The organism is Streptomyces sp. NPDC057424 (assembly GCF_042803315.1).
Classification (GTDB): Bacteria; Actinomycetota; Actinomycetes; order Streptomycetales; family Streptomycetaceae; genus Streptomyces.
The window spans coordinates 1-16,156 of record NZ_JBHVCP010000078.1; the positions used below are offsets into that span (position 1 = coordinate 1).

Annotated in this window: 14 protein-coding genes; 5 read left to right on the forward strand and 9 right to left on the reverse strand. The window is 73.1% G+C overall.

Annotation, left to right across the window (positions count from 1 at the left end):
• The first annotated feature begins 165 nt into the window (after window positions 1–165).
• Together ACFU3E_RS35125 and ACFU3E_RS35130 are read left to right on the forward strand one after the other, a co-directional pair.
• A complete protein-coding gene (locus ACFU3E_RS35125; RefSeq protein ID WP_384167800.1) occupies window positions 166–1,554 on the forward strand; it encodes a nucleobase:cation symporter-2 family protein in 1,389 nt (462 codons plus the stop codon).
• A gap of 82 nt (window positions 1,555–1,636) precedes the next feature.
• Complete coding sequence (locus tag ACFU3E_RS35130; RefSeq protein ID WP_384167802.1) at window positions 1,637–3,277, forward strand: serine/threonine-protein kinase; 1,641 nt, start codon at window positions 1,637–1,639, stop codon at window positions 3,275–3,277.
• 4 nt (window positions 3,278–3,281) lie between these two features.
• On the opposite strand, the gene ACFU3E_RS35135 is transcribed toward ACFU3E_RS35130, so the two are convergent.
• From ACFU3E_RS35135 to ACFU3E_RS35145, 3 genes are all read right to left on the reverse strand, one after another.
• Window positions 3,282–3,704, reverse strand: a complete 423-nt coding sequence (locus ACFU3E_RS35135; protein WP_384167804.1) for an acyl-CoA thioesterase — start codon at window positions 3,702–3,704, stop codon at window positions 3,282–3,284.
• A 58-nt stretch (window positions 3,705–3,762) separates the two neighbouring features.
• The gene (locus ACFU3E_RS35140) at window positions 3,763–4,398 is read right to left on the reverse strand and encodes a hypothetical protein (RefSeq protein WP_384167806.1); all 636 of its coding nucleotides are present in this window, start codon (window positions 4,396–4,398) and stop codon (window positions 3,763–3,765) included.
• Window positions 4,399–4,481: 83 nt separating this feature from the next.
• The gene (locus ACFU3E_RS35145; protein ID WP_384167809.1) at window positions 4,482–5,690 is read right to left on the reverse strand and encodes a pyridoxal phosphate-dependent aminotransferase; all 1,209 of its coding nucleotides are present in this window, start codon (window positions 5,688–5,690) and stop codon (window positions 4,482–4,484) included.
• A gap of 86 nt (window positions 5,691–5,776) precedes the next feature.
• Between ACFU3E_RS35145 and ACFU3E_RS35150 the strand changes: the two genes are divergently transcribed.
• Window positions 5,777–6,403, forward strand: coding sequence for a winged helix-turn-helix transcriptional regulator (locus tag ACFU3E_RS35150; protein WP_384167812.1), 627 nt, complete (start codon window positions 5,777–5,779; stop codon window positions 6,401–6,403).
• A gap of 37 nt (window positions 6,404–6,440) precedes the next feature.
• Here the strand turns inward: ACFU3E_RS35150 and ACFU3E_RS35155 are convergent, their stop codons facing one another.
• Genes ACFU3E_RS35155 through ACFU3E_RS35165 form a run of 3 tightly spaced genes read right to left on the reverse strand, consistent with a single transcriptional unit; the run spans window position 6,441 to window position 10,044 of the window.
• On the reverse strand, window positions 6,441–7,232 hold the full coding sequence (locus tag ACFU3E_RS35155) for a hypothetical protein (protein WP_384167815.1): 792 nt from the start codon (window positions 7,230–7,232) through the stop codon (window positions 6,441–6,443).
• Window positions 7,232–8,506, reverse strand: coding sequence for a VWA domain-containing protein (locus ACFU3E_RS35160; RefSeq protein WP_384167818.1), 1,275 nt, complete (start codon window positions 8,504–8,506; stop codon window positions 7,232–7,234). The genes ACFU3E_RS35155 and ACFU3E_RS35160 overlap by 1 nt, the downstream gene beginning before the upstream one ends.
• Window positions 8,507–8,550: 44 nt before the next feature.
• Window positions 8,551–10,044 (reverse strand): IucA/IucC family protein, encoded by a 1,494-nt coding sequence (locus tag ACFU3E_RS35165; protein ID WP_384167821.1) that lies wholly within the window; start codon window positions 10,042–10,044, stop codon window positions 8,551–8,553.
• A gap of 100 nt (window positions 10,045–10,144) precedes the next feature.
• Between ACFU3E_RS35165 and ACFU3E_RS35170 the strand changes: the two genes are divergently transcribed.
• Both ACFU3E_RS35170 and ACFU3E_RS35175 read left to right on the forward strand, forming a co-directional pair.
• Window positions 10,145–11,680: an IucA/IucC family protein gene (locus ACFU3E_RS35170; RefSeq protein WP_384167824.1), complete on the forward strand. Its 1,536-nt coding sequence runs from the start codon at window positions 10,145–10,147 to the stop codon at window positions 11,678–11,680.
• Entirely contained in the window at window positions 11,677–12,084 is a 408-nt protein-coding gene (locus ACFU3E_RS35175) for a (2Fe-2S) ferredoxin domain-containing protein (protein ID WP_384167827.1), read from the forward strand. The genes ACFU3E_RS35170 and ACFU3E_RS35175 overlap by 4 nt, the downstream gene beginning before the upstream one ends.
• On the opposite strand, the gene ACFU3E_RS35180 is transcribed toward ACFU3E_RS35175, so the two are convergent.
• From ACFU3E_RS35180 to ACFU3E_RS35190, 3 genes are all read right to left on the reverse strand, one after another.
• The gene (locus ACFU3E_RS35180) at window positions 12,079–12,495 is read right to left on the reverse strand and encodes a universal stress protein (protein WP_384167829.1); all 417 of its coding nucleotides are present in this window, start codon (window positions 12,493–12,495) and stop codon (window positions 12,079–12,081) included. The two genes, ACFU3E_RS35175 and ACFU3E_RS35180, sit on opposite strands and share 6 nt — an antisense overlap.
• Before the next feature lie 2 nt (window positions 12,496–12,497).
• Window positions 12,498–13,997 (reverse strand): APC family permease, encoded by a 1,500-nt coding sequence (locus ACFU3E_RS35185; RefSeq protein WP_384167831.1) that lies wholly within the window; start codon window positions 13,995–13,997, stop codon window positions 12,498–12,500.
• An 80-nt stretch (window positions 13,998–14,077) separates the two neighbouring features.
• Window positions 14,078–16,150 (reverse strand): iron ABC transporter permease, encoded by a 2,073-nt coding sequence (locus ACFU3E_RS35190; protein WP_384167833.1) that lies wholly within the window; start codon window positions 16,148–16,150, stop codon window positions 14,078–14,080.
• Window positions 16,151–16,156 lie beyond the last annotated feature (6 nt).

A 16,156-nucleotide genomic window follows, 5' to 3' on the forward strand; every position in this document is an offset into this window, starting at 1 on the left:
CGCGGGGGGCCCCGGGGGGCCTTCGCCGGGCGGCGGGTGACCCCGCGCGCCCCGGAACGGCCCCCCGTCCGCCGCATGTCGGTCCCGCACGACCACCCGCACCACCTCCCTGACACCCACGGACGCCAGTGACGCGGCCGTGTAACCGACCGGAGGGAAGCCGCCGTGGCCGACCACCCCGTTGACGAGAAACTCCCCGCGCTCAAGATGGCGACGACCGGCCTCCAGCACGTGGCCGCCATGTACGCGGGCGTCGTCGCCCCACCCCTGATCGTCGGCGCGGCCATCGGCCTCACCGCCACCGACCTGACCTTCCTCACCGGCGCCTGCCTGTTCACCGCGGGCCTCGCCACCTTCCTGCAGACTCTCGGCATCTGGAAGATCGGTGCCCGGCTGCCGTTCGTCAACGGCGTCACCTTCGCCGGTGTCGCCCCGATGACCGCGATCGTCGCCTCCACCGAGGACAAGTCCGCCGCCCTGCCCGTCATCTTCGGCGCGGTCATCGTCGCCGGACTGCTGGGCTTCCTGGCGGCCCCCGTCTTCTGCAAGGCGATCCGCTTCTTCCCGCCCGTGGTCACCGGCACGGTCATCACCCTGATCGGCATATCCCTGCTCCCGGTCGCCTTCGGCTGGGCACAGGGCCCCGACCCGGCGGCGCACGACCACGGCTCGGCGACGAACCTGGGGCTGGCCGCCGTCACCCTGCTGATCGTGCTGCTCCTGCGTCGCTTCACCACGGGCTTCGTCAAGCAGATCGCCGTCCTGCTCGGCCTCGTCGCCGGCACGCTTCTCGCGATCCCGTTCGGCGCCACGGACTTCGGTCCCGTCACGGACGCGGCCGTCATCGGCTTCCCCACCCCGTTCCACTTCGGCGCCCCGCAGTTCCAGCTCGCCGCGATCATCTCCATGTGTGTGGTGATGGTGGTGTCGATGACCGAATCGACGGCCGACATGCTGGCGCTGGGCGAGATCGTCGACCGCCCGGCCGACGAGAGGACCATCGCGGCCGGCCTGCGCGCCGACACCCTCGGCTCCGCGGTCAGCCCCCTCTTCAACGGCTTCATGTGCAGCGCCTTCGCGCAGAACATCGGCCTGGTCGCCATGACGAAGATCCGCAGCCGGTACGTCGTCGCCGCGGGCGGCGGCTTCCTGGTGCTGATGGGCCTGTGCCCCATGGCGGCCTCGCTGATCGCCGTCGTACCGCGCCCGGTGCTCGGCGGGGCGGGCGTGGTCCTGTTCGGCTCGGTCGCCGCCAGCGGCATCCAGGCCCTGGTCCGGGCCGGCCTGGACCAGGACAACAACGTCCTGATCCTGGCCGTCTCCCTGGCCGTCGGCATCATCCCCATCACGGCGCCGGAGTTCTACCACGCGTTCCCGGAGACGGCCCGGATCGTCCTCGACTCGGGCATCTCGACGGGCTGTGTCGCGGCGGTGCTGCTCAACGTGGTCTTCAACCACCTGGGCCGGGGCGGCCGCGAAGCCCACGACGTGACCCACCCGATGGAGGCGGGCGAGGAGCTCACCGGCGCACCCAAGGCTCCGGCCGCGTCCTGATCCCACGGGACTCCGCTTAGGCTTCTGCCTCGGTCAATTCGTTGTTGACCGGGGGATCAGGGGACGAGGGGGAGACGGGTCGATGAACCACGCGACCGAGATGTTCCGGCCACTGCAGAGCGACGATCCGCCCGCGGTGGCCGGATACCGCCTCGCCGCCCGGCTCGGTGCGGGCGGCATGGGACGGGTCTACCTGTCGCACACGCAGGGCGGCCGGCCGGTGGCGATCAAAGTGGTACGGCCGGAACTCGCCGACGACCCGGCCTTCCGGCGCCGGTTCCGCCGGGAGGTGGAAGCGGCCCGGCGGGTCCGGGGCGCCTACACCGCCGAGCTCATCGACGCCGACGCGGACGGCGCACCGCCCTGGGCGGCCACGCTGTACGTGCCCGGTCCCTCCCTGACCGACGCCGTCGCCCGGCGCGGACCGCTGCCCGTGCCGGCGGTGCTGTGGCTGATGGCCGGGGTGGCCGAGGCGCTCCAGGCCATCCACGCCGCCGGCATCGTGCACCGGGACCTCAAGCCGTCCAACGTGCTGCTCGCCGCCGACGGGCCGCGCGTGATCGACTTCGGCATCTCGCTGGCCGCCGACTTCACCTCGTACACCGCGACCGGTTCCACCGTCGGCACCCCCCACTTCATGGCCCCCGAGCAGGCGGCCGCGGGCGAGGTCACGGCGGCGACCGACATCTTCGCGCTGGGGCAGACGGCGGCGTTCGCGGCCCTGGGCCGGCCGCTGTACGGAGACGGTTCCGCGGTCGGTGTGCTGTACCGGATCGTGCACGACGAACCCGACCTGTCCCTGCTGCCCGAACAGCTCCGTCCCCTGTTCGCCCGCTGCCTGGCGGCCGTCCCGGAGGAGCGGGCCACCCCGGCCGAGATCGTCGAATGGTGCCGTCAGCGGCTGGGCGCGGACGCCGACGCGGGCGCGGGCCCGGCCGTCTGGCGGGACGTCATGGGGCCCGAGGTGGCGGCCCCGGCCCCCCTTCCCACCCCCACCCGGGTGCTGCCGCGGCCGCTGGTCGTCACGCAGCCTCAGCCGCTGCCGGCCGGGCCGGGGGAGCGGCGGGCACGAAGACGGCGTACCGGGCTCCTCACGACCGCGGCCGTGGCGGCCGGGGCGCTCGTGCTGACGGGCCTGGCATGGACGGTCGCGGACGCGGGGAACAGATTCGGCGACTGGGTGGCGGGCGCACCGTCGACGTCCGGCCCGGACGCGTCCGACCGGTCGGCGCGGGCACCATCGCCGACGACGTCTCCCTCGGCTACCGGTCCTGCGGCGGCGGCCGGCGGCGGGGCACCGCAAGCCGAGGGCCCCACCCCGAGCACTGCCAAGTCGCCGCAGCCGATCGCCAGGCCACTCCAGTGGCTGGACGCGAAGAGCTCGCTGAGCTTCGCGAAGCCGTTCCACCGGGACGACCGCGAGGGGGACATCCGCTTCGACTGCGCAGATCCCAGCTGCGCGCTGGAGAGCGACACCAGCGTGTTCGTCCAGATGTTCACCGACAAGGGCGTCTCCCTCGACGAGTGCCGGCTCATGCTCGGCGGTGCGAAGAAGCGCCGCTGGACGCTGGCCGCAGCGCCGGTCGGCGCCCAGATCTGCGTCAAGCACTCGTCAGGGGACATCGCGCTGCTGGCGATCCAGTCGAAGTCGACCGCACTGCCGGAACTCGCCTTCCTCATGGTGGACATGACGATCTGGCGAGACGCCGCCCAGACGTATTGATCACCTAGAGACCGAACAGGCCCGGATCCGATGCCAGCTTCTTGAACACCCCGGCGGGATCGGCGACCAGCCTGCGCTTCTCGAGGTCCAGGACCCCGCCGACCGCCGTGATCTCCGCGGCCACCGTGCCGTCGGCCTTCAGGACGCTCTGCTCGATCCGGAACGTCTTGCCGCCGCCCCACTCGAAGGCACAGGTCACCTCGGCCTCGTCGCCCGCGAGCAGCTCGCGTTTGTACCGGATGGTCGTCTCCAGGGCGACCGGGCCCACGCCACTGCCTATGAGGGCGGACTGGCTGATCCCGGCGGCCCGGAGCAACGACCAGCGGGCGTGCTCCGCGTAGTTCAGGTAGACCGCCTGGTTGAGGTGTCCCTGTACGTCGGTCTCGTACCCACGGACGGTCACAGGGACGGAAAACGGCTCGCTCACGGCTTCCCCTTCGAGGACTCGTGCACTGCACAACGATTCACCGATCTTGGCATGCTCATCACGCCCGGCGCGGCGAAGCCAGCAGATACCGGGTCCCGCCGCGCGGCTCGCGGTGCTCGCTCACCTGCCAGCCTGCCCCTTCCAGGGTGGCCGCGCAGGCCCGCAGCGCCTCGTGGTCCGGCTCGTGCACGGCGACCGCCTCCGGCTGCGGGGTTTCGCGCACCCGGTAACCCCCGTCCTCCGGCCCCGCCGGACCGTGCCCGGCCGCCTCCAGTGCCAGCGCGGCGGCCTGCACCAGGTGCGTACGCTCCCAGCCGCACGGCCGGTCCGTGGTCCCGCCCGGGTTGGTCATCCGGCGCAGCTCCAGCAGCCCCTGCCAGGCGCTGTGCACCTCACGGCGCCGGGCGGGCCCGGCAGCCGGAGCGGCCTCCTCGCCGCCGACGCGCGCGGCGAACACGCCCGTCGGGGCGGGGGCCTCCTCGGGCCCGGCCGGGCCGGGCACCTGTGTGATGCCCTGCCGCACGCGATGCCCCTCCGGCGTCAGGAAGTGATCGTGCGGTGGCCGGGGGTGCCGGAAGGCGAGACCTCGTTTCACCAGTGCCGTGAGCTGCGACTCCGTACCCCGGAGCCGCCCGGTCACGGGATCCGCGGCGTCGATGACACGCCGTTGCGCGGCGGTCGGCGGTCGGGTCACGGCGTGCTCCTCTCCGGCCTCGGACAGGCTGGGCCACTGGCCCCACCTGCTCGAAGGCTACGACCCGCCACTGACAAGCGCCCCTACTGGCGGTACCCGCCGAGGAACCGCCCGATCCGGCCGATCGCCGCCTCCAGGTCGTCCGCGTGCGGCAGGGTCAGGATGCGGAAGTGGTCCGGGGCAGGCCAGTTGAAGCCCGTGCCCTGGACCACCTGGATCTTCTCCCGCAGCAGCAGGTCCAGGACGAACCGCTCGTCGTCGTGGATCTTGTGCACCCTGGGGTCGATGCGCGGGAAGGCGTACAGCGCGCCCTTCGGCTTCACACACGTCACGCCCGGGATCTCGTTGAGCATCCGCCAGGCGACGTCCCGCTGTTCCAGCAGCCGCCCGCCGGGCCTGGTGAGGTCGCCGATGGACTGCCGGCCGCCGAGCGCCGCCTGGATGGCGTACTGCGCGGGTGCGTTGGCGCACAGCCGCATGGAGGCCAGCATGGTGAGGCCCTCCAGGTAGTCCTTCGCGTGCTGCCGCGGCCCCGTGACCACCAGCCAGCCGGAGCGGAAGCCCGCCACACGATAGGTCTTGGACAGGCCGCAGAAGGTGAGGACCACCAGGTCGGGGGCGAGCGCGGCGGCCGAGTGGTGCACGGCGTCGTCGTAGAGGATCTGGTCGTAGATCTCGTCGGCGAAGACCATGAGGCCGTGCCGCCGGGCCAGGTCGAGGATGCCCTCGACGATCTCCTTGGGGTAGACCGCGCCGGTGGGGTTGTTCGGGTTGATGATCACGACCGCCTTCGTACGGTCGGTGATCTTCGACGCCATGTCGTCGAGGTCGGGGTACCAGTCGGCCTGTTCGTCGCACAGGTAGTGGACCGCCTTGCCGCCCGCGAGGGTCGTCACCGCCGTCCAGAGGGGGAAGTCCGGGGCGGGGATCAGGATCTCGTCGCCGTCCTCGATGAGCGCCTGCACGGCCATCGACACCAGCTCCGAGACGCCGTTGCCGAGGAAGACGTCGTCGACGCCGACCCCCAGGCCGAGCGTCTGATAGCGCTGGGCGACCGCACGGCGGGCGGAGAGGATGCCGCGCGAGTCGGTGTAGCCGTGCGCCTGCGGCAGCATCCGGATCATGTCCTGGATGATCTCCTCAGGCGCCTCGAACCCGAAGAGCGCGGGATTGCCGGTGTTCAGGCGCAGCACGCTGTGGCCCGCCTCCTCCAGCGCGTTGGCGTGCTCGATGACCGGGCCGCGGATCTCGTAACAGACCTCGCTGAGCTTGCTCGACTGCCGGAACTCCATGCGCCGCTTCCCCTCTGCCGACTGTGTTGCTTGGTTTTACCAAGTAGCCGCTTGGAAAGTCCAACAACTTGTCTAGACTGCGTCGCATGCCACCTCGCCGAAGCTACGACCAGTACTGCTCCGCCGCCCGTGCGCTCGATGCCGTGGGTGACCGCTGGACCCTGCTGATCGTCCGGGAGCTCCTCGCCGGTCCCCGCCGCTACACCGACCTGCACGCGGACCTGCCCGGCGTCAGTACCGACGTACTCGCCTCGCGGCTGAAGGACATGGAGCGCGACGGTCTGGCCACCCGGCGCCGGCTGCCGCCGCCCGGTGCCGCCTTCGTCTACGAACTCTCCGGGCGCGGGCGGGAGTTGCTGCCCGTACTGCAGGCGCTGGGGGAGTGGGGGCAGGCCGGACTCGGGGAACGCCGACCGACGGACGCGGTACGGGCGCACTGGTTCGCCCTGCCCCTGCTGCGCCTGCTGAACGGCGAGGGCCTCGTCGAAGTCCGCCTGGAGGAGGGCCTGTTCCATCTGCATGCCGGTGCCGCGGAGGGACCCGTGTACGGCGACGGGCCCGCCCCCGGGGAGCCGGACGCCCGGCTGGTCCTGGACACCGCCACATGCACGGCCGTCGCCCGCGGTGAGGTGAGTCTGGCCCAGGCCGTGCGGGACGGCCGGGTCGGGGTGACCGGCGAAGGCACACTGGCCAAGGCGCTGCGCGAGGGATGACAGAAGGCCCGCACGGAGCGGGCCTCCTGAGGGCCGGTCAGGCGGTGGGCGGCACCCGTGACGGCCGCCCCGCCCCACGCGTCAGCGCGTACCCGCCGACACCCGCCAGCGCGGCCAGGATCCCGCCGGCCGCGGTCCACACCCACCGGTCCGACCACCAGCCGGACGCCCAGCCGTCCTCGGGCTCGAGACCGGCCAGCACCGCCGCGTCCTCCTGCTCCTCCTCGGGCCTGGTGGCGATGCCCGGCACCAGCGGCTCGGCGAGCGAGCCGTCCACCGCCGCGGATCCGCCGATGTCCTTGGAGTCCACCCGCACCTCGCTGCCGACCGGGAGACCGAGGTCGGCGGTGGCGACGCCGGTGGCCGTCAGCCGGATGTAGTAGGTGCCGGGCAGCGGGTCGTCGGCCCACGGCTCCGACCAGGACCGGACCGTGCGCAGCACGCAGGCCAGCTCCACGGACGAGGCGTCCGCCGCGGCCGAGCGCGTCTGCGCCCCGTACTGGCACGCCTGACGGCGGCGCAGACCGTCGTAGACGTCGATCTGCCAGGTCTGCGAGGCGTGCGTCTCCGGGAGCTTCACCGTCGCCTTGACCGTGGGGCGCTGCCCGGTGTCCGCGGGGAACGACCAGTACAGGTAGTCACCGGTGGAGCCGCTCGCCGTGGCCGACTGCCCCTGCTCGATCTCCGTCGCCGTACGGAACGACGTACCGGCCTGCGTGGGGGCCGACGTGTCGTCCTGCGACGGACTCGGCGAGGCGTCGGCCGCCGCCGGAGCGGCCGCCAGACCGAGGGTCAGCAACGCCGCGCTCAGCACTCGTACCACCCGCATCAGTTGGTCCTCCAGACCGCGACCCGCCAGCGCGACAGCCAGCCCCAGACGAGACCGGCGAGGAAGCCGGCGAGAATCAGCACGCCGAGCAGCCACCAGCCGCGGCCGAGGCCGAAGGCGGCCACGTCGCCCGCCTGGCTCGGGCCGTCCACGACGTCGACGGTCAGCTCCAGCGGCAGACCGGGCGTCGCCTTCACGCCGGAGGCCGCCGAGAAGGAGTGGGTGACGGCCAGGCACACGGTCTCCGCGGCCGGCTTGTCGCCGTCGGCGTCGTCACGCTCGGGCTCGGGGTACCTCAGCCCGGTCGAGATCACGTCCGTACGGCCGTTGCCCGCCGCCTCGCCGCGCACGATCTCGCGGCCCTTCACCGTCACGGCCCGCAGCAGCACGCCGTAGCCGGGGTTCACGGCCCGGTCGGCCGCGACGCTCACCGAGACGCGCAATTCCTGCCCCGGCAGGACCTCCACGCGGTACCAGCGCTGCTGCCCGAACTCCTCCCGGTCGGTGTACAGGCCCGACTTCAGCGTCGGCGCCCCGGCACACCGGCCGGCACCCTCCGCCGGCATCGGCGTCACCACCGGATCGGCCGCTCGGTCCACCAACTGGTTGACCCGATCGGTGAGTTGATCCTGGTGCTCGACCGAGGTGTACGTACCACCGGTGGCCTCGGCGATGCAGCTCAGCTGCCTGCTCAGCTTGGCGGTCGGCACCAGGCCCAGGGTGTCGATGGTCAGGCCGATGCCCTTGGCCGCTATCTCGCGGGCCACCTCGCACGGATCGAGCGGCGCGCAGGTGTCCTCGCCGTCGCTGATCAGCACGATGCGCTTGGAGCCGGCACCGCCCTCCAGGTCGCCGGCCGCCTTCAGCAGGGCCGGGCCGATCGGCGTCCAGCCCGTCGGGGTGAGCGTGGCGACCGCCGCCTTGGCCTCCGTGCGGTCGAGCGGGCCGACCGGATACAGCTGCGCGGTGTCCTTGCAGCCCGTCTTCCGGTCGTCCCCCGGGTAATTCGCGCCGAGGGTGCGGATGCCGAGTTCGACCTCCTCGGGCGTCGCGTCGAGCACCTCGTTGAACGCCCGCTTCGCGGCGGCCATCCGCGACTGGCCGTCGATGTCCCGGGCCCGCATCGAGCCGCTCACATCGAGGACGAGGTCGACCTTGGGGGCGTCCTGGCCCGTGGGTTCACCGGCGGACGCCCCGGCCGGGAAGGCGAGCCCGGCCGTCAGCGCGGCGAGCAGGGCACAGACCCCTGTCGCCAGCCGTGTTCTTGTGATCATCGCCGGATCCTATTGATCACCCCCGGCCGGATCCAAAACGGGGCTCACCGCAGGGGATTGGGCAGTTCCGCCCATTGGTCCCCGGGTGTCCGCGGCGAGAGCCGCATCAGCGTCAGCGCCTTCGTGGGCAGGGGATCGGCGCACAGGGCCTCGAGGTCCGGGGAGCGCGGCAGATCCCGCACGGCCGTCTCCAGCGCCGCTCCGAGCGCCGGACCCGATCCGGCCGCGCCGGCCAGCGCACCCGCCACGAGTGAGCCGAACAGCTTGCGGCGGAGCGCGCGTTCGTCGTCCGTGACCATACGGGCGGGCAGTTCGGGCACCGTGATGCCGTGGCGGGCGAGGCGGGCCGGGCTGACGCGGATGTCGGCCAGGTCGCGGTAGACGAGCCGCAGCGGATCGCCCGCCGCCGAGAGGACCACCAGGAGGTTCTGGCCGTGTGCCTCCAGGGCGACGCCCAGCTCCAGCAGCCGCAGTCCGACCGTGAGGGCGAGCCGGGCGAAGCCGGCCAGCCAGGCGGGGGAGCGGGCGAGGCCGGTCGTGGCGAGCGCCGCCACCGGCAGGACCCGTTCGCCGCTGCCCGCGTACGACTGCGGCGACTCCCGCAGGACGGCCGCGAAGTCGGGGGAACCGGCCGCCGCCGCGCCCATTGTGCGGGTGACGTGCAGCAGGCCGTCCGTGCGCGCCGCCGGTGTCCCGGCGAACTCCGACAGCACCGCGGAAGCCGCCACCGAGGGCAGGGAGATGTCCCGCACCGAGGACGTCAGCCGGGCGCTCAGCGAGGTCTTCACATGCGGCCCGCCGGGCAGGGCCAGCGTCCGCAGGGACATCAGGGGATGCGCGGCGCGCCGCTCCTCGCACACCCGCTTCAGCACATGCGCCGCCTGCCACGGGTGGACCGGCAGCACCACACGCCCCCCGTCCCGCAGCTCAGCCGGCCACACTCCTGTCACGAGGCACTCCTCCGCCCGCACCGGCACCAGTCCCAGCTCCACCACCGGCCGGTGCTCGGGCCCGTAGGCCAGCTGCTCGGCCACCGAGAAGCCGGGCCGGGACCGGCACGTCGGATGGAACGGATGCCCGTCGACGATCCGCTGCTCCCACTCCCAGTCACTCGCCGGCCAGTCGTCCCGATCGCCCTCCTGCCCCGCTCGCGACAGCGCCAACGAGGCGGCGCTGTGCCCGAGTTCGGCGGCGAAGGAGGCGGAGTGCGGTACGGCGAGGTCTGTCATCAGCCGCGCCGGATCGGCGTACGCCGCCTCGCCGAGCCGTACGACGGTGACGTACGCGCCGGTCGCGTACGGATCCGGCCGCGGGCCGTGCAGCCGGCGGCCGTCCGGCAGGGACAGCGTCAGGCCGTCCCGGCCCTGTTCACGGCGGGTGACCCAGGGCAGTGGATCGTGGGCGAGACCGCGCCACAGCCGGGACAGCACGGCCGCCCGGGCGCCGGGCAGTTCGGCCTCGTACCGCGCCACGAGGCCGGGCCGTACGACGGACAGCTCGTCGGCGACCTCGGTCTCGGCGGAGGGGGGACGGTGCACGGGCGGGCTCCTCGGGTACGAATAGGGCGTCACAGCGGGATGGCGACGACCGGCATACTGATCATCTCCGCCCGGAGCGCTGGAAGGACCGTAGGGACGAGTGGAACGCGTGGACCTCATGCCCCCGCCCGCCGAGGACGATTCGGCCCACGGCGACCCCTCGGCGATCGGCGCTCTCGCCGACGCATACGCCGCCGTGCCCCTGCTGAACTGCCTGCTGCGGGAAGTGGCCCGGCCGGAGCGGCGGCAGGGCGGGCGCCGCGTCTACCGGCTGCCCGGCGGGGACCGCCTGCTGCGGGTACGCGGAACGCGGCGGCCCGCAGAACCGGAGGCCGAGATCGGGGGCGGCTGGCACCGCGTCGGCCACACCGAGCTGGTCAAGCTCGTCACCGAGGAACTCCGCCGGCACACCGGGCTGTCCAACCACGAACTGCCCGCCGAGATGCTGGACAGCCGGGACGCCGTGGCAGCCCTGCTCGCGGCCCGCGCCCGGGCCACCCCGCCCGACGACCTCTACCTGCGCTCCGAGCAGTCCCTCTTGACCGGCCACACCCATCACCCGGCCCCCAAGGCGCGCGGCGGCGGCCCCGCCACCGGCTGGCTGCCGTACGCGCCCGAGGCGTACGCCCGTTTCCCGATGGCCCTGCTCGGGCTGCGCGAGGACGCCGTCGTCGAGGAGGGCGACACCTCGGCCCTCGACGCCCTCGGCACGGCCCCGCCCGGCTACCGCCTGCTCCCGGCCCACCCCTGGCAGCTCGACCTGGCCGGGCAGGAGCTCGCCGGAGCCTTCGCGGACGGCAGGCTGATCCGGCTCGGCACGACCGCCTTCGACGCCTGGCCCACGGCGGCGATCCGCACGCTCTACACGCCCGGACACGACCTCTTCCTGAAGTTCAGCCTGGACGTGCGCATCACCAACGACATCCGCCGGCTGTGGCGCCACGACCTGCTCTCCCTGCGCAGGACGGACGCGGCCGTGTGCGCCGCCCTGGAGACCTTCGACGGGCCCCCGGCCTGGCTCGGCGACCGCGGTTACCGTACCGCCGACTTCGCCTTCGAGGCCCTCGCCGTCCTCGTCCGCGACGGCTTCGGCGACCGCCTCCTGCCCGGCGCGACCCCGTTGCTCGCCGCCGGTCTCGTCGAGGGCTTCGACGGCAGCCCGCTCGACCGGGCCGCCGACCCCGGGGCCTGGTGGGCGGCGTACCTGGCCCGGGTCGTGCCCCCGGCGCTGACGGCGTTCGCCGAGCACGGCGTCGTCATCGAGGCCCACCTGCAGAACACCCTGGTCGCCGTGGACGCCGACGGCCTGCCGGTGCAGGCGCTGTACCGGGACGCCGAGGGTGTCCGACTGCTGCCGGACGTGACGCGGCAGGCCGGCTGGGAGCGGCTCGTGTACTGCCTGGTCGTCAACCACCTCATCGAGATCGCCGGCGCCCTCACCGAACGGCACCCCGGTTTCGACCCCTGGCCCCACGCCCGCCGCGAACTCGCCCGCCACGACCTCCCCGAGATCCCCGCCCTGCTCAGCTCACCGAGCCTCCCCGCCAAGACCAATCTGCTGCTGCGCTGGACGGGCGCGGACGGTGCCGACGCCCGCTACCGGCCACTGCCCAACCCTCTGAGGGAGGAAACGTGACCAGCCGGACCGACGGCCCCTCCGGAGCCGCTCCGGCCGCGCCGCCGGGCGGAGCCGTGCCGTGTCGCGTCGTCGTCTGCCGGGACTGCTGCTGCGGCAGCCCCAAGGTGACCGGTGTCGATCACGCCGCCCAGGCCGAGCGCCTGCGCGAGGCGGCGCCGGTGCGGGTCTCCGACTGCCTCGACGTCTGTGACCAGGCCAACGTCATCGTCGTCCAGCCGTCCGCCGAGGGCCGGGCCGCCGGAGGACGGCCGGTGTGGCTCGGACTGGTCAACGACCAGGCCGCCACCGAGGACGTCGTCTCCTGGGTGCGGGAGGGCGGACCCGGCGTCGCACCCCTGCCCGCCATCCTCGGCCTGTACGTCTTCACACCGCTCGTGCGACGCCGCTCCGACGGCTCATGACGCGGCCGGCACGCAGAGCACCGGCACGCTCGACAGGTGCAGCAGCTTGTGCGGAGTCGAGCCGAGCAGCGCGCCGCGCACCGGGCTCTCACCCCACGTGCCCACCACGATGACCCTGGCGCCATGGCGGGCCGCCGCCTCGATCAGCGCCTGCGCGGGCCGCTCCTCGATGAGCTCCACCGACGTCCGTACACCCGCCTCGTCGGCCACCCGGACCGCGTGACCGAGGGCGGTGTGGCCGGCCTCGCGGACGGCCTCGTGATGAGCGCCGTACTCCTCGCCCGTGACACCGGGGGCGGCGGCGCCGTAGACGATCACCAGGGGTTCGTCGTAGGCGGTCGCCACCTCGATGGCGACGCGCAGGGCGTGCAGGGCGCCCGGGGACTCGTCGTAGCCGAGGACCACCGACATCTTCAGGACTCCTTGCCGTCGACGAGGTCCGGGTCGACCACGCTCGGGTGTTCCGACCAGAAGGCGGGAGCCATCAGCCGCCACACGACCATGAGGACCACGCCCGCGACGACGATGCCGATGCCGATGACGAGCGGGGGACCGAGCCCGAACCAGGAGACGCCGCTGTAGGAGTTGTCGGGGTCGGCCATGTCCGTCACGGATTCCACCAGCAGCCACGCCAGCAGCCCCGCACCGACCAGCGGACCGAGTCCGATCAGGAGGAGGTTGCGGACGCTGCGGGTCAGTTGGCGGCGGTAGTAGACGGCGCAGGCGAGACCGGTGAGGGCGTAGTAGAACGCGATCAGCAGGGACAGGGCGGTGAGGGAGTCGAAGAGGGCGTTCTCGCTGACCTGGTAGAGGACGAGGTACCAGACGATGGCGATGCCGGCGACCCACCAGGTGCTCACGTCGGGGGTGCGGAACCGCGGGTGGATGCGGCCGAAGTGCGCGGGCAGCGCGTGCCGGCGTGCCATGGACAGGCCCGTGCGCGAGGCCGGGATGATCGTCGTCTGCGTGGAGGCGAGCGCCGACGTCGAGACCGCCAGCAGCACGACCCAGTCCCAGCCGCCCATCGCCTCCTCGGCGAGCAGCGCGAAGATGAACTCCTCCTCCGCCGCGTTCTCGGCGAGGTAGTCCGTTCCGGCGTAGGCCACGACCGCGAAGGCGACCGCGACGTAGGTCACCAGCAGCAGCACCGTCGACCAGACGGCCGCCCTGCCGGGGGCGGTGGCGGAGTTCTCCACCTCCTCGGTGAGGTTGACGGCCGATTCCCACCCCCAGTAGATGAACACGCCGAGCAGCAGGGCGGCGGTCAGGGGCGCTCCGCCGGCTCCGAACGGGTCGAGCCAGCCGAACTTCGGATCGATGGCGTCGAGGGTGCCGGTGTCGGCGTAGACGCGGTAGAGCGCGACCACGGCGAAGACGAGCAGGCAGGCGACCTGCGCCAGGATGAGGACGTTCTGCACCTTGGCCGACACTTCGGTGCCGATCACGCAGATGGCCGTCATCACCAGGATCAGCAGCACCGTCAGCAGCTGGCGCACGACGTCGTTGTCGGCCCAGCTGTCCAGGCCGACGGCGAGCAGGAAGAAGGTCACCGCGACGTCCGCCAGCGACCCGACCACCAGGACACCGGTCATGGCGATGGCCCAACCGCCGAGCCAGCCCGTCCACGGTCCCATCGCCCGGGTGACCCACGAGAAGGTCGTGCCGCAGTCCTGGTCGACCTTGTTGAGGTAGTAGAACGCCGACGCGATCAGCAGCATGGGCACGAACGACGCGAGCATCACCCCGGGGGCGTAGATGCCCACCAGCGCCACGATCGGTCCGATGACCGCCGCCACGGAGTACGCCGGGGAGGTCGCGTTGAGCCCGATGACCAGCGCGTCGACGAACCCGATCGCGTCCGGCTTCAGGCTCGCCTCGGAGGGCGGTCCCGAGTCCGTGATGCCCTTGGCCATGCTCCCTCGCTCCCGTTGTGTGTGCGTCCATACAACAGGCACTTGCGGAGCAATCTAACTATTGATCCCCTGTTCCGGCGTTATGTCGCCTTCCTGCTGCGGACCAGCAGATGCAGGAAGTACGGCGTGCCGATCACCGCCGTCATCAGGCCGGCGCCCAGCTGAGCGGGGGCGATGACGGTGCGGCCGAGCAGATCGGCCGTGCCGACCAGCACGGCGCCGAGCAGGACGGCGACCGGTACGACCCGCACATGCCGCCGGCCCACCAGGGCACGGGCCGCGTGCGGCGCCACCAGGCCGACGAAGCCGATCGTGCCGGCCGAGGCGACGGCGGTCGCGGCGAGCAGCACCCCCACCACCAGGAAACCCAGCCTGGCCCGCGGCAGTCCGAGGCCGAGCAGCCGCGGGGTGTCCTCGTCCAGGGAGACGAGGTCCAGCTCGCTGCGCCGCGCGAGCGCGACGGCCAGGCCCAGTGCCAGGACGAGCGCGACGGGCAGGACGTCCGCCGTGGTCCGCCCGTATGTGGAACCGGACAGCCAGGTCAGCGCCTTGGTGGCGTTGAACGGGTCGGTGAGCACGATGAGCAGGCTGATCAGGGCCGTGGAACCGGCGGCCATGCCGATGCCGACGAGGACCAGCCGGTTCTGCCGGTAGCCGCCCCGGGCGGAGAGCCCGAAGACGATCGCGGAGGCCAGCGCGGCGCCCCCGAACGCGGCGCCCGCGACGCCCCACGACCCGGCCGCGGGCACGGTGGTGACGAGCAGGACGGCACCCAGCGCGGCACCGCCGGAGACGCCCAGCACGCCGGGCTCCGCCAGGGGGTTGCGGGTCACGGCCTGCACCAGCGTGCCGGCCAGGGCGAGTGCACCGCCCGCGCTCAGCGCCGCGAGCACCCGGGGGACGCGGGTGTCCAGGACGAAGGAGACGGTCTGCCCGGCCCGCCCCTGCAGCCAGTTGGCGACATCGCCGAGCAGGAGCTTGCTGTCACCGAGCAGGACGCCGGCCAGCGTGACGCCGACGACCGCGGCGACGAGCGCGGCCGCGGTGACGAGGAACGCCGTCCGGCTCGGAATGCGCAGCCGGTCCGGTGCGTCGGCCCCGCCGGTGTCCCGCAGCCGCAGGGCCGTCACGACCAGGAAGACGGCACCGACCAGACTGGTGACGATGCCCGTCGGGACGGCGACCGCCGTGTCCGCCGGGACCAGGGTCCGCAGCAGCACGTCCGACCCGAGCACCAGCGCGGCACCGGCCAGACCGGCCACGGGCAGGACCGCCCGGGCGCGTACGAGGCCCCGGAACCGGCGGGCGAGCGGACGGACCAGCGCCGGGGCGCACAGGCCGACGAAGCCGATGGGCCCGGCGAGCGTGACGGCCGCAGCGGACAGCAGCGCCGCCAGGACCACCACCGTGACACGGGTGGCCTGCACGGGGACGCCCAGGCCGCGCGCCGCGTCGTCCCCGAGGGCGAGCGCGTCGACCCGGCGGGCGACCAGCAACAGCCCGGCGAGTCCCACCAGGGCGACGGGCAGCATCTGCAGGACGCCGTCGAAGCCGTTCTGGCCGATGCTGCCCTGGTTCCACTGGTAGAGGCCCTCCGTCTGCTGCGGGAACAGCAGGAGCAGCCCTTCCGTGACGGAGTTCAGGCCCAGCGCGAGCGCGGTGCCGGCGAGGACCAGCCGTACGGTGCCCGTGCCGAGGCCGGACAGGGCGAGCACGACGGCGGCGGCCACCAGCCCGCCCGCGAAGGCCACACCGGAGGAGGCGAGCAGCGGCAGCGAGACGCCGGTCGCGCCGACCAGCCCGAGGGCCAGGTACGAGCCGGCGTTCACGGCGAGGGTGTCGGGGGAGGCGAGGACGTTGCGGCTGACGGCCTGCAGGACGGCTCCCGCGATGCCGAGGACGACGCCGACCAGGATGCCGGCCGTCATCCGCGGCAGCCGGGAGGCGATCACGACGGACGCGTCGCCCGGATCGGCCTGTCCGGTCAGGGCCTTGAACACCTGTGAGGGCCCGACGGCCGCGGTGCCCTGGGTGATGTCGACGACGGCGAGGGCGGCGACCAGGAGGATGAGCCCGGCCGTCACCGCGGCCGCACCCGTCCGGGACGCGGCCGCCGGCGGACGGGTGACGGGGGGTGCTTCGGTGACGGCCATGGCCCC